The sequence below is a fragment of the Halomicrobium katesii DSM 19301 genome, assembly GCF_000379085.1.
GTDB classification, from domain to species: Archaea; Halobacteriota; Halobacteria; order Halobacteriales; family Haloarculaceae; genus Halomicrobium; species Halomicrobium katesii.
Window position 1 is genome coordinate 2,348,087 of the sequence record NZ_KB905378.1, and the last position, 23,502, is coordinate 2,371,588.

At 64.2% G+C, this 23,502-nt stretch carries 22 protein-coding genes and 1 tRNA gene; 15 read left to right on the forward strand and 8 right to left on the reverse strand.

Annotation, left to right across the window (positions count from 1 at the left end):
* Nucleotides 1-98 precede the first annotated feature (98 nt).
* The 8 genes from HALKA_RS0112340 to HALKA_RS0112375 all read left to right on the forward strand — a co-directional run bounded on the left by HALKA_RS0112340 (nucleotide 99) and on the right by HALKA_RS0112375 (nucleotide 7,812).
* Nucleotides 99-1,502, forward strand: coding sequence for an ATP-binding response regulator (locus tag HALKA_RS0112340; RefSeq protein ID WP_245545393.1), 1,404 nt, complete (start codon nucleotides 99-101; stop codon nucleotides 1,500-1,502).
* A 39-nt stretch (nucleotides 1,503-1,541) separates the two neighbouring features.
* A complete protein-coding gene (locus HALKA_RS0112345; protein ID WP_018258288.1) occupies nucleotides 1,542-2,327 on the forward strand; it encodes an HAD-IIA family hydrolase in 786 nt (261 codons plus the stop codon).
* Nucleotides 2,328-2,437: 110 nt separating this feature from the next.
* Nucleotides 2,438-3,025 (forward strand): DJ-1/PfpI family protein, encoded by a 588-nt coding sequence (locus HALKA_RS0112350; protein ID WP_018258289.1) that lies wholly within the window; start codon nucleotides 2,438-2,440, stop codon nucleotides 3,023-3,025.
* Nucleotides 3,026-3,131: 106 nt separating this feature from the next.
* Nucleotides 3,132-3,380 carry an MTH865 family protein gene (locus HALKA_RS0112355; protein ID WP_018258290.1) on the forward strand — a complete coding sequence of 83 codons (249 nt, stop codon included), beginning with the start codon at nucleotides 3,132-3,134 and terminating at the stop codon, nucleotides 3,378-3,380.
* Nucleotides 3,381-3,524: 144 nt separating this feature from the next.
* Nucleotides 3,525-3,704, forward strand: coding sequence for a hypothetical protein (locus tag HALKA_RS0112360; RefSeq protein ID WP_018258291.1), 180 nt, complete (start codon nucleotides 3,525-3,527; stop codon nucleotides 3,702-3,704).
* Nucleotides 3,705-3,781: 77 nt separating this feature from the next.
* On the forward strand, nucleotides 3,782-4,465 hold the full coding sequence (locus tag HALKA_RS0112365) for a metal-dependent transcriptional regulator (RefSeq protein WP_018258292.1): 684 nt from the start codon (nucleotides 3,782-3,784) through the stop codon (nucleotides 4,463-4,465).
* Nucleotides 4,466-4,467: 2 nt separating this feature from the next.
* Complete coding sequence (locus tag HALKA_RS0112370) at nucleotides 4,468-5,058, forward strand: AsnC family transcriptional regulator (RefSeq protein WP_018258293.1); 591 nt, start codon at nucleotides 4,468-4,470, stop codon at nucleotides 5,056-5,058.
* A 120-nt stretch (nucleotides 5,059-5,178) separates the two neighbouring features.
* Nucleotides 5,179-7,812: a heavy metal translocating P-type ATPase gene (locus HALKA_RS0112375; protein ID WP_018258294.1), complete on the forward strand. Its 2,634-nt coding sequence runs from the start codon at nucleotides 5,179-5,181 to the stop codon at nucleotides 7,810-7,812.
* On the opposite strand, the gene HALKA_RS0112380 is transcribed toward HALKA_RS0112375, so the two are convergent.
* Entirely contained in the window at nucleotides 7,809-9,497 is a 1,689-nt protein-coding gene (locus tag HALKA_RS0112380) for an NAD-binding protein (RefSeq protein WP_018258295.1), read from the reverse strand. The two genes, HALKA_RS0112375 and HALKA_RS0112380, sit on opposite strands and share 4 nt — an antisense overlap.
* A 126-nt stretch (nucleotides 9,498-9,623) precedes the next feature.
* Between HALKA_RS0112380 and HALKA_RS0112385 the strand changes: the two genes are divergently transcribed.
* Nucleotides 9,624-11,372: an ABC1 kinase family protein gene (locus HALKA_RS0112385; protein WP_018258296.1), complete on the forward strand. Its 1,749-nt coding sequence runs from the start codon at nucleotides 9,624-9,626 to the stop codon at nucleotides 11,370-11,372.
* A gap of 3 nt (nucleotides 11,373-11,375) precedes the next feature.
* On the opposite strand, the gene HALKA_RS0112390 is transcribed toward HALKA_RS0112385, so the two are convergent.
* Nucleotides 11,376-12,902, reverse strand: a complete 1,527-nt coding sequence (locus HALKA_RS0112390) for a cryptochrome/photolyase family protein (RefSeq protein WP_018258297.1) — start codon at nucleotides 12,900-12,902, stop codon at nucleotides 11,376-11,378.
* A gap of 203 nt (nucleotides 12,903-13,105) precedes the next feature.
* Between HALKA_RS0112390 and HALKA_RS0112395 the strand changes: the two genes are divergently transcribed.
* Nucleotides 13,106-13,633, forward strand: coding sequence for a halocyanin domain-containing protein (locus HALKA_RS0112395; RefSeq protein WP_018258298.1), 528 nt, complete (start codon nucleotides 13,106-13,108; stop codon nucleotides 13,631-13,633).
* Nucleotides 13,634-13,790: 157 nt separating this feature from the next.
* On the opposite strand, the gene HALKA_RS0112400 is transcribed toward HALKA_RS0112395, so the two are convergent.
* Both HALKA_RS0112400 and HALKA_RS0112405 read right to left on the reverse strand, forming a co-directional pair.
* Nucleotides 13,791-14,090 (reverse strand): DUF7521 family protein, encoded by a 300-nt coding sequence (locus tag HALKA_RS0112400; RefSeq protein ID WP_018258299.1) that lies wholly within the window; start codon nucleotides 14,088-14,090, stop codon nucleotides 13,791-13,793.
* Complete coding sequence (locus HALKA_RS0112405) at nucleotides 14,087-14,446, reverse strand: winged helix-turn-helix domain-containing protein (protein WP_018258300.1); 360 nt, start codon at nucleotides 14,444-14,446, stop codon at nucleotides 14,087-14,089. Before HALKA_RS0112405 ends, HALKA_RS0112400 begins: the two co-directional genes overlap by 4 nt.
* 239 nt (nucleotides 14,447-14,685) lie before the next feature.
* Between HALKA_RS0112405 and HALKA_RS19535 the strand changes: the two genes are divergently transcribed.
* From HALKA_RS19535 to HALKA_RS21005, 3 genes are all read left to right on the forward strand, one after another.
* Nucleotides 14,686-15,291, forward strand: a complete 606-nt coding sequence (locus HALKA_RS19535; RefSeq protein WP_155119403.1) for a halocyanin domain-containing protein — start codon at nucleotides 14,686-14,688, stop codon at nucleotides 15,289-15,291.
* A complete protein-coding gene (locus HALKA_RS21945; protein WP_169333104.1) occupies nucleotides 15,288-15,557 on the forward strand; it encodes a halocyanin domain-containing protein in 270 nt (89 codons plus the stop codon). Before HALKA_RS19535 ends, HALKA_RS21945 begins: the two co-directional genes overlap by 4 nt.
* 251 nt (nucleotides 15,558-15,808) lie before the next feature.
* Nucleotides 15,809-16,441 (forward strand): hypothetical protein, encoded by a 633-nt coding sequence (locus HALKA_RS21005; protein ID WP_155119405.1) that lies wholly within the window; start codon nucleotides 15,809-15,811, stop codon nucleotides 16,439-16,441.
* A 404-nt stretch (nucleotides 16,442-16,845) separates the two neighbouring features.
* Here the strand turns inward: HALKA_RS21005 and HALKA_RS21010 are convergent, their stop codons facing one another.
* The 3 genes from HALKA_RS21010 to HALKA_RS0112425 form a co-directional block, all read right to left on the reverse strand.
* The gene (locus HALKA_RS21010) at nucleotides 16,846-18,048 is read right to left on the reverse strand and encodes a hypothetical protein (RefSeq protein WP_155119406.1); all 1,203 of its coding nucleotides are present in this window, start codon (nucleotides 18,046-18,048) and stop codon (nucleotides 16,846-16,848) included.
* A gap of 609 nt (nucleotides 18,049-18,657) precedes the next feature.
* A tRNA-Arg gene (locus HALKA_RS0112420) sits at nucleotides 18,658-18,731 on the reverse strand.
* A gap of 115 nt (nucleotides 18,732-18,846) precedes the next feature.
* A complete protein-coding gene (locus HALKA_RS0112425) occupies nucleotides 18,847-19,140 on the reverse strand; it encodes a Sec-independent protein translocase subunit TatA (protein WP_015763632.1) in 294 nt (97 codons plus the stop codon).
* Nucleotides 19,141-19,261: 121 nt separating this feature from the next.
* On the opposite strand from HALKA_RS0112425, the gene HALKA_RS0112430 reads away from it, so the two are divergent.
* Nucleotides 19,262-19,735 carry a redoxin domain-containing protein gene (locus tag HALKA_RS0112430; RefSeq protein WP_018258303.1) on the forward strand — a complete coding sequence of 158 codons (474 nt, stop codon included), beginning with the start codon at nucleotides 19,262-19,264 and terminating at the stop codon, nucleotides 19,733-19,735.
* A 51-nt stretch (nucleotides 19,736-19,786) separates the two neighbouring features.
* Here HALKA_RS0112430 and HALKA_RS0112435 read toward each other — a convergent pair whose 3' ends face one another.
* Entirely contained in the window at nucleotides 19,787-20,497 is a 711-nt protein-coding gene (locus HALKA_RS0112435) for an SDR family oxidoreductase (protein WP_018258304.1), read from the reverse strand.
* A gap of 700 nt (nucleotides 20,498-21,197) precedes the next feature.
* Between HALKA_RS0112435 and HALKA_RS0112440 the strand changes: the two genes are divergently transcribed.
* Nucleotides 21,198-23,501 carry a methyl-accepting chemotaxis protein gene (locus HALKA_RS0112440; protein ID WP_018258305.1) on the forward strand — a complete coding sequence of 768 codons (2,304 nt, stop codon included), beginning with the start codon at nucleotides 21,198-21,200 and terminating at the stop codon, nucleotides 23,499-23,501.
* Nucleotide 23,502: the final 1 nt, after the last annotated feature.

The following is a 23,502-nucleotide window of genomic DNA, read 5'->3' on the forward strand; positions in this document are numbered from 1 at the left end:
GTCGCGGTTTGCCAGTGGACGCCGTGGCGGCGCGACTGCATCGAGTACCTATAAGTGTCCGTTCACGCAATACCACGATAATCGAACTGGTGTCCCACGTGACAACGCCAAGCAGCGGTCGAGAACAGCTCAGTGTCCTCGTCGTCGACGACAGCGAATTCTTCGCGGAGATGACCGCCGAGACGCTGGCCGAGGACCACGGCTTCGGCACGCACGCGGCCAGCGACCCGAAGGCGGCTCTCGACTACTTCTCTGACAACGACGTGGACTGTATCGTGAGCGACTACGAGATGCCCGGAATGGACGGCCTGGAGTTCCTCGATGCGGTCCGGGAACGCGAGCCCGACATCCCCTTTATCCTCCTCACCGGGCGCGGCGACGAGGAGGTCGCCAGCGAGGCCATCGCCGCGGGCGTCACGGACTACCTGCTGAAGCTCGAGGTCGTCGAAGACAAGCAGTACGGACGCCTGGCAAACCGGATTCGCAACGTCGTCTCGAAGCGCCGCACGCAGGCCAAGTACGAGCTGCTGGTCGACACCTCACCGGACCTGATCGCACAGGTCGCCGAGGACGGGACGATCCTCGCGGCCAACCCGGCGATGGCCGAGTTCACCGACATCAGCCGAGCGGAACTCGTCGGCCAGACGCTCGCTGCGGTCCTCGGGACGATCGGCGAAGAGCGGACGGCAGTCGGCCGGTCCGTCATCGAGGACGGCGATCCCACCCACGCGGAAGACCAGATCGACGGCCGGTCGTTTCACAACATCTACGTCCCCATCGACGTACACAGCCACCGGCCGTCGTTCCAGCTGGTCTCTCGGGACATCACGGAGCGCGTCGAACGCGAACGAGAGCTCAAGCGTCAGAACGAGCGCCTCGAAGAGTTCGCCAGCGTCGTCAGTCACGACATGCGAAATCCGCTCAACGTGGCCCAGTCCGCACTCCAGTTGTTAGAGAAAGACAGGGGAGACGACGCCGAGCTGCGGGCGAGACTGACGCGCTCGCTCGACCGGATGGAGTCGCTGATCGACGACGTGTTGACACTCGCTCGCGAGGGCGAGACCGTCGACGACCCCAGCGTCGTCGATCTGGGAACGATCGCCCGCGAGAGCTGGATCGTGACCGACAGCGGCGAGGCGGAGCTGGTGGTCGACTCCTCGGCCCGGATTCAGGCCGACGACGGCCGTCTCGGGAGCATCTTCTCGAACCTCTACGGGAACGCCGTCGACCACGGCCGCCCCTCGTCGGACGCCGAGCCGGTGACCGTCACCGTCAGCGTGACCGACGACGGGTTCGTCGTCGCCGACGACGGCTGTGGCATGGACCTCTCGACGGACGGCGACCCCTTCGAGATGGGGTACTCAAGCGACACCGAGGGGACCGGCATGGGACTGACCATCGTCGAGCGGGTGGCCGAGGCCCACGGCTGGTCGGTCGCCCTCGGCGAGAGCGAGGACGGCGGTCTGGCCGTCGAGATCAGCGGCGTCACCTTCGTCGAGTGACCGGTCGGCCTTTGACGATCCAGTCCGTAGCGCCTCTCGATGAGCCGCGGTGTGATCGTCGATCTCGACGGAACCGTGTATCACGGCGACGACCTCGTTCCGGGCGCACCGGCAGCGATCGACTCCCTCAGAGCCGCCAGCGAGTCGCTGCTGTTCTTCTCGAACAACCCGACCCGGAGCGGTACGGCTTACGTCGACCGGCTCGCCGACCTCGGCGTGACGGTCCGTCCGGGCGAGGCCTGTTCGGCGGCCGACGTGACCGCCGAGTACCTCCGGACCCGCCACGCCGACGACGCCGTGTTTCTCGTCGGCGCGGACAGAATCGCGGAGATTCTCGACACCGAAGGGGTGGCGCTCACCGACGACCCCGAGCGAGCGGACGTGTTGCTCGCAGGGTGGAGCCCGGAGTTCCACTACGACGACATGGTCGACGCCCTCCGGGCCTACGACGAGACCGTGACCTTCCTCGGAACGGACCCCGATCGCACCTTCCCCGGCCAGAACGGCCTGCCGACGCCGGGGTCAGGAGCCATCGTCAACGCGGTCGCCGGTGTCCTCGAAGCGGAGCCCGACCAGATCCTCGGCAAGCCGTCGAGACGGGCGATACAGGCGGCACTCGACAGGCTGGGCGTTCCGGCGTCGGACTGTCTCGTGATCGGAGATCGACTCTCGACGGACGTCGCGATGGGCGAACGGGCCGGCATGGAGACCGCGCTGGTGCTCTCGGGTGCCACGACGCGGGAGGATCTCGCCGACAGCGACGTGCGACCCGACCACGTCCTCGACTCGATCGCGGAGGTCGACAGCGTTCTCTCTGAACGCTGAACGGCCGCTCCCTGTCGCTCACCTGACGAGATTCTGTCAGTTGACCGTCTGCTTTATTGTCGCCGACCGTGTCACTCTCTAACGCGCTCTCGACGAGCGCGGTGTTTCCAATGAGTGACATCCTCATGATCGTCGGCGACTTCGGCGAAGACTACGAGATAATGGTCCCCTTCCAGGCGCTGCAGATGGTCGGCCACGAGGTCGACGCGGTCTGTCCGGAGAAGGAGGCCGGCGAGACGATCAAGACCGCCGTCCACGACTTCCGGGGCGATCAGACCTACATGGAGAGCCGCGGGCACAACTTCGAGCTGAACGCGACGCTGGCCGACGTGACCCCCAGCGACTACGACGCGCTGGTCGTGCCGGGCGGACGCGCGCCGGAGTATCTCCGGACCCACGAGCCGGTGCTCGACGCAGTCCGGCACTTCTTCGAGGCGAACAAGCCCGTCGCCTCGCTGTGTCACGGCCCACAGATTCTGGCGGCTGCCGGCGTCCTCGACGGGTACGAGATGACGTCTTTCCCCGCCGTCCGGGCGGAGTGTGAGGCAGCGGGCTGTTCGTGGGTCGACGAGGTCGTCACCGACGACAACCTCGTCACCGGTCAGGCCTGGCCGGACCACGACGAGCGGCTCGCACAGTTCCTCGACCTGCTGGGCACCGACATCAGCCACGGCGAACCGGTTGCGGCGGACGACTGACGGTCTGTCCGCGCCGAACCGGTGGCCGTCTCACAATAAACTCTAAACAATGTGGCTGTGTGGTGTGGTCGAATGCTTTTTTAGACCGGTCGACAAACGGGATGACATGGCAGACAAAGACGACCTCAGAGAGCAGTTCACCGAAGCGTTCGAGGCAGCCGACTACCCGATCTCCAGTCCGATGGACCTCGTCCCGGCCCTGCCCAACGGGCCGTCGACGAAGTTCGAGTCCGGCGACTTCTCGATGACGGCGATGGAGCTCAACACCAAGCTCGGCGGGGACTTCCCCTACGACAGCGTCGACGAGTTCGTCGACAGCGTGATGGAACAGCTCGACGATCAGGACCTTCTGTAGGCCGTTCCCGCCGCGGTTTTGTCGTCTAGCCGGCCGGAGCGCCGCCGGCTGGTCGCGCCGACTGTTCGGCCGTCTGGACACAGACTGTGAGCGACGGCCCGGCCGGATGCTGGCACTTATGCCGGCGGTGACCCTAGCCGGCACATGGTCGTCGCGACAGCCGTCGACACGTTCGGCCCGTTCCTGATCCCGGCGACGCTGTTCGTCGTCGGCGTGGCCGGCTACGCGGTGCTCTGGGTCCTGACCGGTCAGCAGCGAAAGTGGGCGGCCGACGACGGCGACGGCGTCCGGAGACAGGACGGCTCAGAGCCGCCCGAGCGGTGAGCGCGAGCGGCCGAGCGGCGCGGCCGAATCCTCGGCAACGATACTTATTTCCTTGCGATGGCCCTACCGGAGAGTGAATGTTGAGCGCGAAGATGGAGGACTACCTGAAGGCCCTCTACCAGCTCCAGCGTGACGAGGAGGGAGCGGTCTCGACCTCGTCGCTGGCCGACGCACTCGACGTGACGCCGCCGACGGCATCGAGCATGCTCGATACGCTCGCCGACGCCGGCTTCGTCGAGCGCGAGAAGTACAAGGGAGCGCATCTCTCACCGGAGGGCGAGACCGTCGCGCTCGAAGTCGTCCGCCACCACCGGCTGCTGGAGACGTACCTCACCGAACACCTGGGGTACGACTGGTCGGAGGTCCACGACGAGGCCGACCGGCTCGAACACCACATCAGCGAGGAGTTCGAGCGCCGCGTCGCGGCCGCGCTGGGCGACCCCGAGGTCGACCCCCACGGCGATCCCATCCCGAGCGAGACGCTGGAGCCCCTCGACGAGGAGTTCGGCGAGACGCTCGGCGAACACGAGACCGGCGACGAGGTCGTCGTCGAGCGGATCAGCGACCGGGACCCCGACGAGTTGGCGTACCTCTCCGAGCGGGGCATCGCCCCCGAGAGCCGGCTGGAGGTCGTCGACGTGGCACCGATCGGGATGGTGACCGTCGCCATCGACGGCCGCGAGGTGTCCCTGCCCGACCGCGTCGCAGAACTGATACACGTTCGGCCCGTCCCCACAGAGGAGAACACGGGAACCGCCTGACCATGGACACGCTCGACGACACGGATCGCCAGATCCTCGAACTGCTGTTAGAAGACGCCCGCCGGCCCTACAGCGAGATCGGCGACGCGGTCGATCTGTCCGGACCCGCGGTGTCCGACCGGATCGAACGGCTCCAAGAGCGCGGGCTGTTGCGACGGTTCACCGTCGAACTGGATCGACAGATGCTTCGCGACGGCGTCTCGGTCCTCGTCGAATTGCGCGTCGATCCGGACATCGCCGCCGACGTTGGGGCTCGGCTCGATACCGTTGACGCCGTCGAACACGTGCTTCGGACCGTCGACGCGCGGCTCCTCTTTACCGCGACGGTGCCCGAGGCCGACGTAACGTCGCTGCTCGAAGAGTGGGACCTCCTCCAGTACGTCCGCGAGTTCGACGTGCGAGTCCTCGCCGACACCGTGTGGTCGCCCAGCGTCGGCTCCGCGGAACTGGCCCCGACCTGCGTCGAATGTGGCAACACCGTCGACGACGAGGGGACGAGTCGCGTTCTCGACGGGACGGAGTACTACTTCTGCTGTGAGTCCTGTGAAACACAGTTCCTCGAAACGTACGATCAGCTTCGGGACGGCATCTGATCGGCTCGGAACCGATCGTTTCGGGCCGCGAATGCTTTGCTATCCAAAGTTAGGTGTGCAGGTGGCATTACTTTCGAAGGGGCAAACCGCATGAAACGGGAGCCCGTATCGGTACGTACGATGAGCACGCGGACGACCCGTCTGTCGGTGACGGGCATGAGCTGTGCGAACTGTGCAGCGACCGTCGAGGACGCCCTCGATGCCCTCGACGGCGTCGTGTCCGCCGACGTCAACGCGGCCACCGACGAGGGGCGCGTCGAGTACGACCCCGAGGTCACGTCGCTGTCGGCGATCTACGACGCCGTCGAGTCGGCCGGCTACGGTGCCGTCAACGAGACGGTCTCGGTCGGCATCACGGACATGTCGTGTGCCAACTGTGCCGAGGCCAACGCGGAGTCGCTGCTGGCGACGCCCGGCGTCGTCTCGGCCGACGTGAACTACGCCACCGACGAGGCACAGGTCCGGTACAATCCGGCCGAGGCGGACCGCTCGGACCTCTACGACGCGATCGAGTCGGCGGGCTACACGCCGGTCCGGGAGGCGGGCGACGACAGCGGAGACGGCGGGGCCGACCGCGACCAGCGCGACCTCGCGCGGCAAGCGGAGATCCGCCGCCAGCTTCGCCTCACGCTCTTTGGCGGCGCGCTCTCGGTCCCGCTGCTGGTGATGCTGGTCGATCACGTCCTCGGGCTGGGACTGCTCGGCGATTCGCTGGCCGGCATCGACGTGGGCTGGTTCGCCTTCGCACTCGCGACGCCGGTCCAGATCGCGCTCGGCAAGCCCTTCTACGTCAACTCCTACCGCGCGCTGGTGCGCAACGGCCGGGCGAACATGGACGTGCTGATCGCGCTTGGCTCGTCGACGGCGTACGTCTACAGCGTCGCGGCCCTGATCGGGCTGATCCCCGGTGCGGGGCTGTACTTCGACACGGCCGCGCTGATCCTCGTATTCATCACGCTGGGGAACTACCTCGAAGCCCGCTCGAAGGGCCAGGCCGGCGAGGCGATCCGGTCGCTGCTGGAGATGGAGGCCGAGACCGCCACGGTCGTCCACGAAGACGGCACCGAGGAGGAGGTCCCGCTGGAAGCGGTCGAAGTCGGCGACCGACTGAAAGTCCGGCCCGGCGAGAAGGTCCCGACCGACGGCGTCGTCGTCGACGGCGAATCCGCGGTCGACGAGTCGATGGTCACCGGCGAGTCCGTCCCAGTCGAGAAGGCCGAAGGCGACGAGGTGATCGGGTCGACGATCAACGAGAACGGCGCGCTCGTCGTCGAGGCGACGAAGGTCGGCGAGGAGACGGCGATCCAGCAGATCGTCGCCCGCGTCCGTGACGCCCAGTCGCGTCAGCCGGACATCCAGCGGATCGCCGACCGAATCTCGGCGTACTTCGTCCCGGCAGTCATCGCCAACGCCCTGCTGTGGGGCGTCCTGTGGTGGCAGTTCCCCGCCGTCCTGGGCGGGTTCGTCGACGCGCTGCCCCTGTGGGGGCTGCTGGGCGGCGGCCCCGAGGCAGTCGGTGGACCGATCGGCGTCACCGAGTTCGCGATCGTCGTGTTCGCCAGCGCCGTCCTGATCGCCTGCCCCTGTGCCCTGGGGCTCGCGACGCCGGCCGCGACGATGGTCGGCACCGCCATCGGTGCCCAACACGGCGTCCTCTTCGAGGGCGGCGACATCCTCGAACGGGTCCGCGACGTCGACGCCGTGGTCTTCGACAAGACGGGGACGCTCACCGAAGGCGAGATGGAACTGACGGATGTCGTAGCGCTCGATCCGGCCGCGCCCGACGGTGGCGTCCAGCGCGGCGGACACGAGGCAGCGAGCGGCTTCGACGAGGCCGACGTGCTCGCGATGGCCGCAAGCGCCGAGCAGAAGAGCGAGCACCCGCTGGCCGCGGCGATCGTCGAGGGCGCACGCGAGCGAGGCCTCGCCATCGAGTCGCCCGACACCTTCGAAAACGTCCCCGGCAAGGGGGTGCGAGCGACGATCGATCGCGGGGAGGTGTTCGTCGGGAGCCCCCGACTGCTGGACGCCAACGGCATCGATCCCACCCCCGCCGACTCGGACCGCGAGCGGCTCGAATCGGAGGGGAAGACGGCGATGCTCGTCGGACTCCGTCCCCGCGACGCGGACGGAGACATCGACGAGCGGGCCGGCCGCGTGGTCGGTGTCGTCGCCGACGCGGACACGATCAAACCCTCGGCGAGCGACGCCGTCGCCGACCTGCGAGACCGCGATCTCGACGTGTGGCTGATCACCGGCGACAACGAGCGGACGGCTCGCGCGGTCGCCCGAGCGGTCGGGATCGACCCGGACAACGTCATGGCCGAGGTGCTTCCCGAGGACAAGGCCGACGCCGTCGACGAGATTCAGAGCGACGGGCGCGAGGCGATGATGGTCGGCGACGGCGTCAACGACGCGCCGGCGCTGGCGACCGCGGCCGTCGGCTGTGCGATCGGTTCGGGGACCGACGTGGCGATCGAGGCCGCCGACGTGACGCTGATGCGAGACGATCCGGCGGACGTGCTGAAGGCGATCCGCGTCTCGGAAGCGACGCTACAGAAGATCAAGCAGAACCTCGTCTGGGCGCTGGGGTACAACACGCTGATGATCCCGCTGGCGTCGCTGGGCCTGCTCCAGCCGGTGCTGGCGGCCGGTGCCATGGCGCTGTCCAGCGTCTCCGTCCTGACCAACAGCCTGCTGTTCCGGGGGTACACGCCCGACACGGACTACCGGCTGTTGGGGCGGCTCCGCTAGATTCCGCGTTCCTCGGTCGGTGAGACGTCGTAGCGCTTGAGGAACTGCTGGACCGCCTCGTCTGGCCCGACGAGCGTGAGATGTTCCTCGCCGGTGAACTCTCGCTGGGGGTCGATTTCGACCATCTTGTCGGTCCCGTCGTCGACGGCGATCACCCGACAGCCGGTCTGTTCGTAGATGCCCGAGTTCGCGAGCGTCTGGCCCGCGAACGGGGTTGCCGGGACGCGGACGAGCCGGATCTGGCTCGCGGGCGCGAGCACCTCCTCGCCGCGGAGTTCCCGAGCGATCATTCGTGCGCTCACCCGGGGCACCGACAACACGTAGTCGGCTCCGGCACTGAGGGCCTTCCGCGTCGCGTCGGTGTCGCTGACCCGCACGAGAATCTCGATGTCGTCGTTCAGCGAGCGTGTCAGTACCGTCGCCAGCAGCGATGCCGAGTCGTCGGGCAGGCCGACGACGATCGCGCCCGCGGTCTCGATGCCCGCCTCGTGGAGCGTCGCTTTCGAGGCCGCATCGCCGACGATGTCCACCTCGTCCCCGTCCTCGATGTCGATCGTCACCGCGTCGATCCCCGCCTCGTCGATGACCGCGCGGGCGGCCTGCCCGACTTCTCCCTGGCCGGCGACGACGATCCGGTCGTGCCGCCTGAGCGTCCGGGGCGACTGGGTCACGTTCCCGAACGCCTCCAGCGCCTCGTGATCTCCGGAGACGAGCAACACGGTGTTCTGGTGGATGACTGCGCCGGGATCCGGTGGGAGCTGTAGCTCGCCGTCGATCCAGGCCCCGATGACGTTCACTCCAGTTCGCTCCCTGATGTCGGCGTTTCGGAGCTGTTTCCCGACGAGTCGGCTGCCGTGGTCGACAGGAATCTCCGTGACCTCCATGTCCGCGCCGAGCTCGATCGTGTCCGTCAGCTCCGAACTGAGCGACGAGACCGCCTTTTCGGCGAGGCGGTGGCCGAGAACGCCGTGCGGCGAGAGGACACTGTCGGCCCCGGCCTGGGTCAGCACGTCTTCCACGTCGCTGTCGTCTGTCAGCGCGATCACGTCGACGTCGTCTCTGATCGACCGCACCGTCAGGATCGTGTTGACGTTCGCGTCACCGGCGTCCGTGATCACCGCCCGCGCGCTGTCGATACTCGCGCGCCGGAAGCTCTCGGCGTCCTGTGGGGAGCCGTGGATCGCGGAGTACCCCTCGTCGGAGAGGTCTTTCGCCTCTTCCTCGTCCGAGGACAGCAGGACGTAGTCGATGCCCAGTTCCCGGAGTTCGTCGAGCAACACGGCCGAGTCGCGCCGGTACTCGCAGATGATGACGTGGTCCTGTTTGGGCGTGAGCCGATCGTCGAGGTTCACCTCTGCGCCGGTAAACAGCGGGATGATCACGAGCCGGAGCGTAAAAAAGCCGATCCCGATTCCCGACAGCTGTGTCAGCGCCACGAACACGAGCGTAATCGGATGTGTCCACCGCTTCGAGTCTTGGCCGTAGCCGGTGGTCGTCATCGTCTGGACGACCCACTCGAACGACGCGAAGATCGACTGGTCGACGCCTTCCAGACGCGCCATTATGATGTTGTAAACGACTGCGTAGGCGAGGACCAGCACCGTCAGTCCGAGGACGTAGTAGACGACGAGTCGGTCCCGACGCGAGAGTTCGATGTCGGTGACCCGTTCGGGGAGCGAAACCATCTCTGACCTGATTCCTGCTCGCCGGTAAAAAGGTTTTATTACGCCGGATCTGTCGAGGAGACCGGACCGGTCACCGCAACTCTCCGACAGCCTCAAGCGGCAAGCGACCCGAGACGTTCCCATATCGTGGCCCGGACCGACGCCGTCGAAGAGACCGACGACCAGCGAACCGGCAGCGAGACCGTGCGCCGGCCGACCGGCCTGGGCGTCCGATCGCGTGCGCTCTGGCGCGCGGTCGTCATCTCCTGGCAGTTCGTCCCGTTCGCGCTCACCCTCCTGCGTGATCGCCGCCGGTTCCTTCTCGTCGGTCGCTCGCGTGACGTGACCAGCGCCCAGCAGTCCCGGCGGGCGCGAGCGCTGAAAGCGACGTTCGTCGACCTCGGCCCCGCGTTCGTCAAGATCGGGCAGATGCTCTCGACGCGGCCCGACGCGCTGCCGGCGGCCTACGTCGACGTGCTCGCGGAGCTTCAGGACCAGGTGCCGCCGGCTCCGTGGGACGACATCGAGCCGGTGATCGAGCGGGAACTGGGACCGGTCGATTCGGTGTTCGAGACGTTCGACACCGATCCGATCAGCGGCGCGAGCCTCGGACAGGTGTACGTCGGCGAGATCGACGGGGACCGCGTCGCGGTGAAGGTACTGCGGCCGAACGTCCGTCGCCGCGTCGAGTCGGACCTCCGGGTCGTGGCGACGCTGACGCCGATCCTGCGCTGGGCGTCCCCGCCGGGCCAGGCGTTCACGCTCGGGAACCTCGCCGAGGAGTTCACCGTGACCATCCGCGAGGAGATGGATTACGCCCACGAGGCCCGCCGGCTCGACACCGTCCGCGAGAATTTCGCCGATGTCGACGACGTGTGTATCCCCGACTCGCTGCCCGAGTACTCGACCGACCGCGTCCTCACGATGCGCTACGTCGAGGGGACGAAGATCGACGACGTGGCCGCGATCGACGAACTGGGGATCGACCGCGAGCGCGTCGTCACGCGCCTGACCGAGATCTACATCAAGATGATCGTCGAGGACGGCGTCTTTCACGCCGACCCCCACCCCGGAAACCTCGCGGTACAGGACGACGGGACGATCGTCTTCTACGACTTCGGGATGACCGGCCGGCTCGGGCCGGAGACTCGCTCTCACCTCGTCGACTTCTACGTCGCCATCGCGACCGACGACATCGATCAGGTGATCGACTCGTTCGTCGCCATGGAGGCGCTGGACCCGACGGCCGACCGACAGATGGTGCGCGAGCTGTTCGAGATCGCCTTCGAGCAGTTCCGGGGGGCCGACCTGGACGAGTTCGACGTGGAGGGGCTCATCAGCGAGTTCGAGGGGGCGATGTACGAGTTCCCGATGCGGATCCCCCAGGACCTCGCACACGTCGTCCGCGTGACGACGGTTCTCGACGGCGTGACCCGGACGCTCGCCCCCGAGTTCGACTTCATCGAAGTCGTCACGGACTACGTCCTCGAACGGGGGATGGCGAGTGGCGGCGGGGAGATCCGCGAGCGCGTGACCGACCAGCTGCGAGCCAGCGCGCGGGCGACCGTCGCGGTCCCGCCCCGACTCGACGACGCGCTCGGGAAGGTCGAACGCGGCGACCTCCCCCTCTCGGCGGTGATCGAAGACGACCGCGGTGCCTTCCGCAGGATGGCTCGGCGGCTCGTCTACGGGCTCTGTGTCAGCGTCGGCCTCCTCGCGATCGCCGGGCTCTACGCGATGGGGGCGCTGCGAGCCCTCGTCGCCGTGAGCGGGCTGACAGCACTGTTCGCTCTCGCGCTCGTCTGGTCGTTCCGGGGCCGGCGCGGTCCCGGACTGGGCGCGTCGCCGCAGTTCACCCGCCAGGAGATGCGTCGCCGCCAGAGCGGCGAGGAGTAGCCCTCACAGCTCGCTGTCGGCGGCTCGCGTCCGCAGTTCGTCCGCTCGCTCCCGGATCGCCGTCAGCTGGTCGTCGTCCTTGTCGTCGAGGTGGCTGTAGACGAGCCCCATCCGGTGGTTCGATCGGAGCCGTGACTCGTTGCGGTCGAGGAAGTCCCAGTACAGCGCGTTGAACGGACACGCTCGCTCCCCGGTCGTCTTCGTCTTGTAGTACTGACAGTCGCTGCAGTGGTCGCTCATCTTGTCGACGTAGTTCGCCGAGGCGGCGTAGGGCTTCGTTGCGAACGCGCCCGAGCCGTACAGCCCCATCTCGACGACGTTGGGCGTCGTGACCCAGTGGAAGGCGTCGACGTAGGCAGCGTGGAACCAGCGGTTGAGCTGTGCGGGCTCGACACCGAGCAGCAGCGAGAAGTTCGACAGCAGCATGAGCCGCTCGATGTGGTGTGCGTAGCCCCGCTTGCGAACGCCGTCGATGGCCGCGTCCAGACAGGCCATGTCCGTCTCGCCCGTCCAGAAGAACGCCGGGAGGTCTTCGGACGCACCGAGCTGGTTCGCCGTCGCCAGCTCGGGCATCTCCCGACGGTAGACGTGCCGGACGAACTCCCGCCACCCGATCACCTGCCGGACGAACCCCTCGACGCTGTGCAGCGGTGCGTCGCCGGCCTCGTGGGCCTCGATCGCGCGCTCGACGACCTCTGCGGGCCCCAGCAGTCCGAGGTTCAGCGAAGTCGACAGCAGGCTGTGAGCCATCGCCCACTCGCTCTCGACCATCGCGTCCTGATACGCCCCGAAGTCGGCGAGGCGGTCCTCGACGAACGCGTCCAGTGCCCGAACTGCCTGCTGTCGCGTCACCGGCCACCGGAACGGCTCCGGATCGGCCCAGTCACCGCCGTAGGGCGCTTGCTCGTAGCCACCGTCGTGGTGGTCGCGAACCCACGACTGGACCCGACGCGTCGTCTCGTCGGGCTCGAACGTCGGCACCGCCGGGGGCTCCCAGTCGTCGGGCGGCGTCTCGCGGTTCTGCTCGTCGTAGTTCCACTCGCCACCGACCGGGTCGTCGCCGTCCATCAGGTAGCCGGTTTCCCGGCGCATCGAGCGGTAGAACGACTCGTGACGGTACGGTGGGCCGTCCGTCCACTCGTCGAAGGTCGCTGGCGCACAGAGGAACCGCTCGTCGGGCACCGTCGTGAGCGTCCCGCCGTGTCGCTCGATCAGCGTCCGCAGCCGCTCGGTACCGCCATGACTCGCCGGGGTCATCGTCACGAGATCGTCGTCGGGATATCGCTCGAAGTGTGTCTCGAACCCGTCGTCGAACGTCTCCGCTCGGTAGTAGTCGACGGTCCGGCCCGCCTCGCGCAACGCGTCCCGGAAGTGACGCATCGCACTGAACACGAGCGTCGGCTTGTGCGGATGGTAGGGTAGCCGACGGAGGAAACCGCTGGACTCGATCATCACCACGCGGTCGTCGGGCCGGTCGGCGAGCGGACCGAATCGCCGGGACAGCTGGTCGCCCAGTACCAGCACGGTCATTGCGAACCACTCTGTCGCATGCCCCGCTCTTCGTCCACACGAACAATGAATACCACCCCAACGAACGTTGGTCGTCGCCGCTTCGACGCCGTCAGATGTCTCGACGAGCCGCGTTTCGCTGTCGCATGTCATCGCACCCCATCCGGCGGGATTCCCCGTGTTCGGCCACCTTATCCGTCTTCCTCTCCTATATCACTATGTCTATGAGTGACTCCCTGAACCGACGAACACTTCTCCGGAGTACCGGTGCAATCGCCGCAGCAGGTCTCCTCGCTGGCTGTAGTGGAGACGGCGGCGGCGACGCCACCGAGAGCGCGACGGACGACGAGATGACCGAGAGCGCGACCGACAGTGGCGGCTCGTCGATGGAGGCTAGCGACGAGGTCGCCGAGTACCTCGGCGAAACGTCGAACTTCGACGGGACGGTCGCCGACATGACCGGCCAAGACACCGTCACCGTCACGGTCGGATCGGAGGCAAACGGCGGCGCGTTCGGGTACGACCCCGCAGCCGTCCAGATCTCCTCGGGCACGACGGTCGAGTTCGAGTGGACTGGCAATGGCGGGACCCACAACGTGAAGTCCGAGGGTGACGGTCCGCTTGACTCCGGCGGGGCAGTCGATACCGAGGGCGTCGAGTACGAACACACCTTCGAGTCGAGCGGAACCTTCCGCTACTACTGTACGCCCCACGAGTCGCTGGGGATGAAGGGCGCTATCGTCGTCGAGTGACGGTCCGGCCGACGCCAGCCTCGTGACGATCGTCTCGCCGCCACCGGGCGGCGACGCCGCTCACTGACCGACTCGTCTTATACGGCCGACCGTCACTGTTTCGCGATATTCGCGAGACGGGGTCGCGACATTCGTCACAGACTGACAGTCGGCAGTATTAGCCGCGGTCGGCCCCAGTACTTCTCGTGACGTACAGCGAGTACGCGATGATTCCGAAGCCGACGAAGGTCAACGCGCTCTCGACGACCAGCGCCGCCGACGGATCGGCGATCAGCTGATCGGCGATGCCGGCCAGCAGCGAGCCGAACGTGACGACGCCGAATCCGGCTGCGAGGTACAGTAGTCCGGACGCGCCGGTCCTGTACCCCGCTTTCGCGGCCAGATAGGTGATCAACGCACCGAGCGCCAGCGTGCCCGTCTTGAACGCGATGACGACGAGCGGTATCTCCGTGTTCATAGTTCCTCACTGATCTGTGACCAGAAGCGCGCGAGGCGCTCGTCCGGTGTCTCCTCGTGGTCGACGACGTCTACGTCGAACGATTCGTCGCCGTCGAACGCCACGAACACGCCCCTGAAGTCCCTGACGAACTGCGTCGTGTGGTGGCCGTCGTCCCGGACTTTCGTTCGCTCGGCGACCAGCGCCGCGTCGCTCAGCGTCTCCAGTTTCCGGTAGGCGCTCGTCCGCGAGAGATCACACTGGTCGGCGACTCCCTTGGCCGTCGTCGGTTCGTCGAGCGCGGCGACGATCGCGCGGCAGTCGGGGTCTGCCAGTGCATCGAACAGGGCCTGTTCGGACGGCACCTCGTCGGTCATGCGTCTCTGTGGGCCGTGGCCGCCGCGGTCGCGTCCGACCGGACCAGTCGGAACAGGACTGTCTGCCAGTCGGGCGGAGGCTCGGGAATGGTAGCGGTCCGAGTCGGACGGCCGGGAACCGCGCGCGGCGTGCCCACCGTAGTATCATCCCCACAATGTAAAGGGAAAAGTCATGCTTTCCAGATTCTGCAAACCGGGGGGTCACTTTAGGGGCGAGCCCCCAGTAGCTCTCACTCGCTATGCGACGGTCCCTCTCCAGACGACAGCTCCTCCAGGGCGTATCGTTCGCGTCGGTCCCGGCACTCGCCACCCGTCTCGGGTCCGGCCGCTCGGGCTCACCTGCGACGGCGACGCCGACGACAGCGACACCCTCGTCGACCGACGCCCCGGTCGACGACCTCGACGCGTGGCTCGCCGACGCCAACGGCTACGACGGCCGCTCCCGAAACGTCGGCTACGACGACCTGATCGAGGTACTGGTCGGACACCCGACCGAGGGCGACAGCTACGCCTTCGACCCGCCGGCCGTCACCGTCACGCCCGGCACGACGGTGGTGTGGCGCTGGCTCGACCACGGCGGCCCACACAACGTCGTCGCGGTCGACGGCAGCTTCGATAGCGGCGACGCCACCGACCGGCCAAACGAGACCTACTCCCACCACTTCGAGACGACCGGCGTGTACCCCTACGTCTCCGAACCCCGGCGGGACGACGGGCTGAAAGGCGTGATCCGGGTCCGGGAGCCGCCGGAGAGTGGCTATCCCGACCTCGACCACTGGCTCGTCGATGTCGACGGCTGGGACGGGAGCCTCGCCGACCGCACGGCTCGGACACGGTCGCGGTGACCGTCGGCAGCCCCGGCAACGGCGGCAACTTCGGGTTCGATCCGCTCGCAGTCAGGTGTTCGACCGGAACGACCGTCGCGTTCGAGTGGACCGGCGACGGTGGCGCACACGACATCGCGTTCCAGGGCGACACCGAAACCTCGGACATCTACAGCCAGAGCGGCCGCCACTTCGAAGTGACCCTCGACGAACCGGGCGTCTACCTGTACGCCTGCCGCCCTCACGAGGGGATCGGCCAGCGCGGCGGCATCGTCGTCGAGGAGTAACTTTACCGGCAACGCTGGATGGCCGAGAGTACCTTCTCGGCCACAAGCGCCGATTTGGATCTGCTGTCGGGCCGAGCGCTTGGTACCGTGAATTTCGAGAACTGGTGCTCATCGTCGCTGTCTACAACCTCGAACAAGCCATCAAAGAGTGACCGCTACGCTGTCTGCACATTCAATAAATACAGATCTACACAATATAAACTATTACTAATTGAAAATATAATAATGGGTGAAATACATTTCTGAATTGTATGGTAGCAAAATACACTCGGCGTTCGGCAATCAAGAAATCGGTATTGATCACTTTTTGTAGCATAGGCGTCACCGGCAGCGGTTCAGCCTCCAGTCGGCGAGAGGTTTCCATCGAATCATCAACGGATAATGCCGACCACACGTTTGAGGTTTGGTTTGACGACACTGATGTCTCGGTTCAGCAGTCCGAGGGAAGCTCAAATGTCGAGACACGGGAAAATGGCGGACAGGAGTATGGTGTCGCCACCGGGACATTACGGGGAAAAGGCAATGACGCTGAGACTAACGTCTACACCGTTCCGACTGACACCCTAATCGAAGAAGTCCGTGCGTTTGACAAGCGAATCCAGATAACGACCTCAAATAACTCTGACTCACAATCTGATCACGAAGGTCGTATAGAGTTCACTGATGAGGGCGAAAGCTATTGTCGTTACTCGTTTTCAGCGCAAGGTTCGATAGACAGCAGCCCCGCGAATAATTTAGAAACTGGCTTCCTTGGAGATGATTATGAGAGTGGAATCGGCTCAGTTGATGACTATGAGGACACGTTTGATGTCATTGGTCAGATCACGGATCTGACTTTGAAGCCGTACAACGACGGTCCCGGAATTGCCGACAGGAAATTCTGAGGTTCGCACAGCGCGATTGGTCGGTCCAGTCAACGTATCTCCCACCTCCACTGGAATCACTACTCGACTTGTTCGATGTTTTCGGGACTGGAAGATGATTTAGTGAATCGTTGTACGGTACTGTACAAGAGATAGGCCGCTGACAGAACGAGAGACACGAAACCGATCCACCCTTCGTATCCAGCGCCGATTTCCCGAGCGATTGTTCCGAGCTGAATGGCGATCACAGATAAGACAATAATTATTGCTGCTCCGATCTGCTTTACATCTCTTCGAAGTTCATCCGCATTCATGGCTTTTAATTGATTTGCCCCTCCATCATTAAATACCTTATTCTCCAGATGTCAATATCTGGTTTCGGAGTAGCGCAGAAACAAAAGAGAAATCGACCTCGAACCTCGATATTAGTAGCTGAATTTGTAGTCTACGTCCATGGTGAACTTTTCTGTTCCCGAAATGATCCAGTGACCGAGTTGCTTGGTTTCAACCTTCCCGAAGATACCGTCACACTCGGAGCGAAGGACTTTATCGTCTGTATCGTACGTCTGGCTGTCGAACTGCGCGACACTTGCGAACGAGAACTGCTTCGTGTTAAACCGCTCACCATTCAGGCTCACATCCCAGTGAGCTTCGTGATCGTTTCGGAGATTATCCATCTTCGTAGCAGACGGATTAGACCACGAAACAGTTAGCGAAGCCCCTGATTTATCGATCCCAACACCGACACCATTGAGTTGACCGTTTGAACCGATCGACTTCGGTGCCTGTGAGACGGAGTTCGCACTTTCGTCCGATGTTAGGTCAGAATAGGTGTTATCATCCCAGCCGTGACGAACATCGAGCCCATGGAGGCCCCACGAGTCGCCACCTCCCGTCTCGTTGTGGCCAGGAATCATGTCCACGTTTGCCGCACTCGCGAAATACTGGTCATCGTCATCCTCGCTGCCTTCGTTCGATGCTCTAATTGTATACAGCTGTTCCCATTTCTTCATATCTCCCTGCTTCTTGTTTTGACCTTTGCGGTAGAACCTAGTATCAACTATCGGACATCCCCAAGCGTCACCTATATTTGATCCCGCGTCGTCGTTAATCTTGAAGTTCCGTTTCGTCTCACAGTCACTGCTCGCTGTTCTTACTGTGGCCTGAGATACCTGTTGGGAATATTGTTCCATCTCAGAGTGAACTTCTTCCACTGCTTCTTCAGGACTCGCTGACGAATTGTTGGATTGTGAGTGATTCGATGCGCTCACACTATGCCCGCGCCGCGCGCTTTCCTCCTCTCTGATGGTCCCGTAAAAAAGACGAGTGATCCCGTCCGGAGTGATTCCGAATAAGTAGCTTACGATGCGCTCGTTTTTATCTTGGACAGGACGGGGAACCACGACAAGCTCGGAACTGCCCTCACTAGAGGCAGCTTGTACGTTTCTGGTCTGTTCCAAGACTTTCGCGTTTGCTTCCTGAATGTCCCGCTCATCTAGAGGCGAGCTGTAGGTTCCTTTCTTCACCTCAAAAACACCGCTACTTCTGTTTCCAGCCGCTTGGCTATTGCCGACAAAACCGATTGTGGTGGACAGTGCGACACCTGATAGGAATTCTCTACGTCGCATCATATGGGAATGATAGCATTACTACTTAATAATTTCTATTTATATACAAATACTATGAGTAATTTTCATAAATATAAGTTATATCTCTTGAATTTCGTGGGTTGAACGCTCATGGTCAACCCTCTCCGGTGTGCGCTGTTGAACCCGATAAGACGGTCGGATCGGCGGGCTGGCGTTCAGTATGTGGGATGGAGTCGGCAACAGATAGCGAATCATTATTGCCATTTGCTTCTAAAATCGCCCCATCGATCAAAGTTCAGTCGTAAGAACCTCTCACCACTGGAGTCTGGTGACTGTTTCTCAAGCCCTGATTCTAGTGCTGTCTGAGGATTTAACAGAGCAGAGCAAACGTACCGCGTTTGCGAACTACGTCGTGCCGCGAACGAACAGCGTGAGAACGGCGTCGGGGACTCAAACCGAAGCAAGACGGTCGGCTTCGCTTCGCTCGGCCGCTGGGACTTGCAGGGTTCAGGGATCTCTTCGTGTCGTTTTCACGGCTCGCTGTCGCTCGGCGGTTAACGGGCGTGGCGGGAGTGAGCAAACGCGGAGCGTTTGCGAGCTACGCCACGGCCGCAAGTGTGTTTCGAGCGGACGCGAGAAACCACGAAGCGGGCGTGGCGGGATTCGAACCCGCGATCGAGGGGTTAGGAACCCCTCGCCCTCGTCCACTAGGCCACACGCCCTATCGAGCGGTGAACGAGACGGCTGAAAAACGCTGCTGTTCCGCCGTGGAGTGCAGGAGCTAACCGGTGGATGGATGGAGAAGGGACTGGGAACCTGTCGGGACCGTCGCGGGCGTTACTCGGTGGCTGTTTCGGAGGCGGTCTCCGAAGCGGTGTCGTCGGCGGTCGTCTCGACGAACTCGGAGTCGGGCTCCTCGGTCGCGCCCTGACTCTCGCCTGGGCCCTCGCGGATCTCTTCGAGTTCCTGCTCGACTTCCTCGCGGCCTTTCTGGAACTCGCCCATCGCCTCACCCGTCGAGCGAGCGAGCTTCGGGATCTTGTTTGCACCGAACAGCAGGACCGCGATCAGGAGAATGATCATCATCTCCTGGGTCCCCGGTAAACCGATCTGCAGTAGGGTTGCTACCATTGTAGCAGGACTTAGCGTGAGGTCTAATATAGGCTTTTTGCTCATCCAGATCGACGAACCGTATCGCTCGGGAGGTCCTGGAACGCAAGCGACTTGATCTGGTACCCGCTACGGGTGAGTGATGCTCTCTACTGGTGACGAAGCGCCGTCGTTTACGGCACCGCTGGCGAATGGTGACATCGAGTCGTTCACGCTCGCAGACCGCCTCGACGAGGCACCGATCGTCCTCGCTTTCTTCCCCGGTGCGTTCACCGGCGTCTGCACTCACGAGATGAACACGTTCCAGGATCGCCTCGACGACTTCAGCGAGGCCGGCGCGAGCGTGTACGGCGTCAGCATCGACACGCCGTTCTCACAGAACGAGTTCCGCGACAAGCTCGGTCTGGAGTTCGACCTGCTCAGCGACTCGAACCGCGAGATCGTCGACGAGTGGGGCCTCTCGATGGACTTCGACGAGCTTGGTGTCGACGGCGTCGCCAAACGCTCCGTGTTCGTCATCGACGGCGACGGCGTCGTCCAGTACGCCTGGGTGAGCGACGATCCCGGAGTCGAGCCGGAGTACGACGACGTCCTCGACGCCGTCGACGCCATCTGAGGACCCGGTGACCGGCCCGCTGCGTTCGGTAGGTCGGGGCTACCGGACGCGTCAGGCTTCGCCGTACACCGGGACCGCAGCGCCGCTGGTGACGGCGGCTCCCTCCGAGCACAGGAACAGCATCATCGTCGCGATATCGTCCGGATCGACCCACGTCTCGAAGTCGGCGTCGGGCATCATCTCGCGGTTCATCGGCGTGTCGATGACGCTCGGCATGACCGCGTTGGCCCGGACGACCCCCTCGTTTTCGGCCGCGATCGTCTCGGTCAGGAGTCGCACGCCGGCCTTGGTCGCACGGTAGATCCCGTCGCCCGCGCCGCCCTCCAGCGAGGAACGCGCCGACACCGAGACGACGGCACCCTCACTCTCACGAAGGTATGGAAGCGCGTGTTTCGACGCCAGAAACATCGTCTTGAGGTTCACGTCGAACAGCAAGTCGAACGTGTCGGCGTCGGTCTCGTGGATCGGATCGCCGCCGCGCCACGTCCCGGCGATGTTACAGAGAGCGTCGAGGCGGCCGTGCTCTTCGACCACGCCGTCTACGACATCGGCCACGTCGTCCTCGTCGGTGAAATCGCCCTGGTAGTAGTCGATGGCTTCCGTCTCGTCGAGCAGGAAGTCCTCGCTCTCCGGGGCGACGATGTCGGCACCACAGACCGTCGCACCGGCGTCGTCGAACGCACGAGCGACGGCACCACCGAGAGCACCGCCGACGCCGGTCACCAGTACGACGCTGCCGTCGAAGTCAAACTCGACTGACATACGAGGTAGCTCGGGCCGACAGCGGATAAAACCCAGTCCGAGTTGCCCACAGCCGAGTCTTTCGTTTCTGACACTACCGGCTGTACGTCTGTAAAGAATTTCGCGATCCCGTATCGCGAATCTCTTGAAACTACTCTGTTGAATCCGGTGATGGCGGCCAAGTCGACGGGCTATAGTAACAATTGAAACGATTTACACATCGATCGCACTGCTGTCGTGCGATCGGGTGTGCATTGATTTTCAATGGCTACTATAGCGTCCAGTGTGTCAGATGGAGTCGGCAACAAATAGCGAGTCAGAATCTCTTTTCGCTCTCCAAAGCTGACCCATCAATCGAAGGTCGGTTGTAAGAATTCGTCACCAATGGAGTCTGATAACTGTGTCTTCAGCCTCAATCCCAGTGCCGTCTGCGGATTCAACAGAGCACTTGAAACAGTTATAGCCGGCAGTATGAGACGGAGTACCGGCGGTACGAACGGCGAGACGACCTGTCCGACGACTCGGTGGCGTGTCCGGCACGGCCGACACGTCACGAATCGGTGGGCGATACCCCCAAAATTCCAGGGGGTTCTGGTGACGGCAGATCGGCCCTCGACGGGGACGGCGTTCCGGGAGATCCCCCCCGCGTTTCAGAATCCGTTTATCACCGCTGAAAACTGCGCGCGAATCTATTAATCCGTGAACGCCCAGCATCGAAACGATGAGTTCTGAGACAGCATCTCTCCTTCCTGAGTTTATCGGGGACAGTTACGCCCTGCGCCTCGGACTCGCGCTGGCGCTGGCGGTGATCGTCGTCATCGCCGTCGGCGCTGCCGTGAGCGTCCAGGCTTCAGACGAGCTGGAGTCCGACGTAGAGTCCGATCTGCGCGCGACCTCGGCGACTCAGGCCAACCAGATCGACGCGTGGCTCGGGTCGGCTCGACAGAGCGTCCGGATGACCTCCGCGCTGCCGGTCTTCGAGTCCGGGTCGACCAGCGAGGTACAGGCGCAGTTGAACACCGTACAGGACAACGACAGGCTCCCGGCCGACGTCGTCGCAGTCCACTACGTCGACACGACGACGATGGAGATCGAGGCCAGTTCGAACGAGGACTTCGTCGGCGTCGACGCCAGCGAGCAGAGAGCGCCGTTCGCGACCGACCCCCCGAGCTTCGAGGGGCCGGACGACACGCACGTGACCGATCCGTTCCAGATCTCGATCGTCGACCACCCGATCATCGCCGTCCTCTCGCCGGTCGAGGGCGACAGCGATCACGCGATCGTCTTCATGACCGATCTGAAGGAGCGGACGGAGGCGTTCTCCGACCAGCGTGACGGGTCATACACCGCCGTGGTCAACGACGACGGTCAGTACATCGCCCACCCCAACAGTAGCAAGATCAACACGGCACACGACGGCAGCATGACGATGCCGGCGTCGGGTGAATCCGAGTTCGTGGCGATGGACGACACGCTGATGGGCATGACGACGCTCGAAACGGCCGACTGGACGGTGATGGTCCACTCGGACCGGAGCGAGGCCTACGCGCTGAGCTCCCAGATCAACTCCGACCTGATCGGGATCGTGCTGTTCGCGGTGATCAACCTCGGGATCGTCGGCGTCACGATCGGGAGCGGCACGATCGTCTCCCTTCGCCGACTCTCCAACAGGGCCGAGGAGATGGGTGCCGGCGATCTCGACGTGGACCTGACCACCGCCCGGACCGACGAGATCGGCTCGCTGTACCAGTCGCTCGACGACATGCGGACGAACCTTCGAGAGACGATCTCAGACGCAGAGGAGGCGCGACGCGAGGCCGAGCAAGCCAAGAGCGACGCCCAACAGGCTCGTGAGGACGCCGAGGAAGAGCAGGCCGAGATGGAGGCACTGACCGGCCACCTCGAACTGAAGGCCACCGAGTACAGCGACGCACTGTCCTCGGCAGCCGACGGCGACCTCACCGTCCGCGTCGACACCGAGAGCATGAACGACGCGATGAGCGAGGTCGGCGAGGAGATCAACGCGATGCTGGCGGATCTCTCGACGACCATCGCCGAGATGAAGTCCTTCGCGAGCAACGTGTTGCAGGCGAGCGACGACGTGGGGACGAACGCCCAGCGGGTCGACCGGGCCAGCCAGCAGGTCAGCGAGTCGATCCAGGAGATCTTCGACGGGACGAACGAACAGAGCGAACGACTCCAGAACGCGGCCTCGGAGATGGAGACCCTCTCTGCGGCCTCCGAGGAGATGGCGGCGTCGGCCCAGCAGGTGGCCGACACGTCTCAGTCGGCAGCCGAGGTCGGCGAAGACGGCCGTAGAGCGGCCCAGGAGGCCATCGAAGAGATGAACAGCATCGAGGCCGAGACCGAGGAGACCGTCGCCGAGATCAACGCGCTCGACGAGGATCTCGACGAGATCGGCGAGATCGTCTCGGTGATCACCCAGATCGTCGAGCAGACCAACATGCTCGCGCTCAACGCCTCGATCGAGGCGGCCCACGCCGACGCGGAGGGCGCGGGCTTCGCCGTCGTCGCCGACGAGATCAAGGGCCTCGCGGAAGAGACCAAAGAGGCCGCGGGAGACATCGAGGAACGCATCGAACGCATCCAGTCACAGGCCGGCGACACCGTCGAGACGATGGAGTCGACCAGCCGGCGGATCACCGACGGCGTCGAGACCGTCGAAGAGGCCGTCAACGCCCTGGAGACCATCGTCGAGTACACGGAGGAGGTCGACGCCGGTATCCAGGAGATCGACCGGGCGACCGAAGAGCAGGCAGAGACGGCGACGGAGCTGCTGGAGATGATCGACAAGCTGACCGAGATCAGCCAGGAGACCGCGACGGAGGCGGACACGGTCGCCGGTGCGGCCGAGGACCAGGCACACTCCATCGGCGAGGTGTCTGACTCCGCGACGGAACTCAGACAGCGTGCGGACGAACTCGAACAGGCGCTCGACCGGTTCTCGGTGCAGTCTGCCGAGAGTCCCGGCCAGCAGACGACTGCGGCCACTGACGACGACTAAC

Coding starts and splice junctions, on each gene's coding strand:
- HALKA_RS0112345 (WP_018258288.1), top strand. CDS start 1,542: ATGAGCCGCGGTGTGATCGTCGATCTCGACGGAACCGTGTATCACGGC.
- HALKA_RS0112350 (WP_018258289.1), top strand. CDS start 2,438: ATGAGTGACATCCTCATGATCGTCGGCGACTTCGGCGAAGACTACGAG.
- HALKA_RS0112355 (WP_018258290.1), top strand. CDS start 3,132: ATGGCAGACAAAGACGACCTCAGAGAGCAGTTCACCGAAGCGTTCGAG.
- HALKA_RS0112360 (WP_018258291.1), top strand. CDS start 3,525: ATGGTCGTCGCGACAGCCGTCGACACGTTCGGCCCGTTCCTGATCCCG.
- HALKA_RS0112365 (WP_018258292.1), top strand. CDS start 3,782: ATGTTGAGCGCGAAGATGGAGGACTACCTGAAGGCCCTCTACCAGCTC.
- HALKA_RS0112370 (WP_018258293.1), top strand. CDS start 4,468: ATGGACACGCTCGACGACACGGATCGCCAGATCCTCGAACTGCTGTTA.
- HALKA_RS0112375 (WP_018258294.1), top strand. CDS start 5,179: ATGAGCACGCGGACGACCCGTCTGTCGGTGACGGGCATGAGCTGTGCG.
- HALKA_RS0112380 (WP_018258295.1), bottom strand. CDS start 9,497: ATGGTTTCGCTCCCCGAACGGGTCACCGACATCGAACTCTCGCGTCGG.
- HALKA_RS0112390 (WP_018258297.1), bottom strand. CDS start 12,902: ATGACCGTGCTGGTACTGGGCGACCAGCTGTCCCGGCGATTCGGTCCG.
- HALKA_RS0112395 (WP_018258298.1), top strand. CDS start 13,106: ATGAGTGACTCCCTGAACCGACGAACACTTCTCCGGAGTACCGGTGCA.
- HALKA_RS0112400 (WP_018258299.1), bottom strand. CDS start 14,090: ATGAACACGGAGATACCGCTCGTCGTCATCGCGTTCAAGACGGGCACG.
- HALKA_RS0112405 (WP_018258300.1), bottom strand. CDS start 14,446: ATGACCGACGAGGTGCCGTCCGAACAGGCCCTGTTCGATGCACTGGCA.
- HALKA_RS19535 (WP_155119403.1), top strand. CDS start 14,686: ATGCGACGGTCCCTCTCCAGACGACAGCTCCTCCAGGGCGTATCGTTC.
- HALKA_RS21005 (WP_155119405.1), top strand. CDS start 15,809: ATGGTAGCAAAATACACTCGGCGTTCGGCAATCAAGAAATCGGTATTG.
- HALKA_RS21010 (WP_155119406.1), bottom strand. CDS start 18,048: ATGCGACGTAGAGAATTCCTATCAGGTGTCGCACTGTCCACCACAATC.
- HALKA_RS0112425 (WP_015763632.1), bottom strand. CDS start 19,140: ATGGTAGCAACCCTACTGCAGATCGGTTTACCGGGGACCCAGGAGATG.
- HALKA_RS0112430 (WP_018258303.1), top strand. CDS start 19,262: ATGCTCTCTACTGGTGACGAAGCGCCGTCGTTTACGGCACCGCTGGCG.
- HALKA_RS0112435 (WP_018258304.1), bottom strand. CDS start 20,497: ATGTCAGTCGAGTTTGACTTCGACGGCAGCGTCGTACTGGTGACCGGC.
- HALKA_RS0112440 (WP_018258305.1), top strand. CDS start 21,198: ATGAGTTCTGAGACAGCATCTCTCCTTCCTGAGTTTATCGGGGACAGT.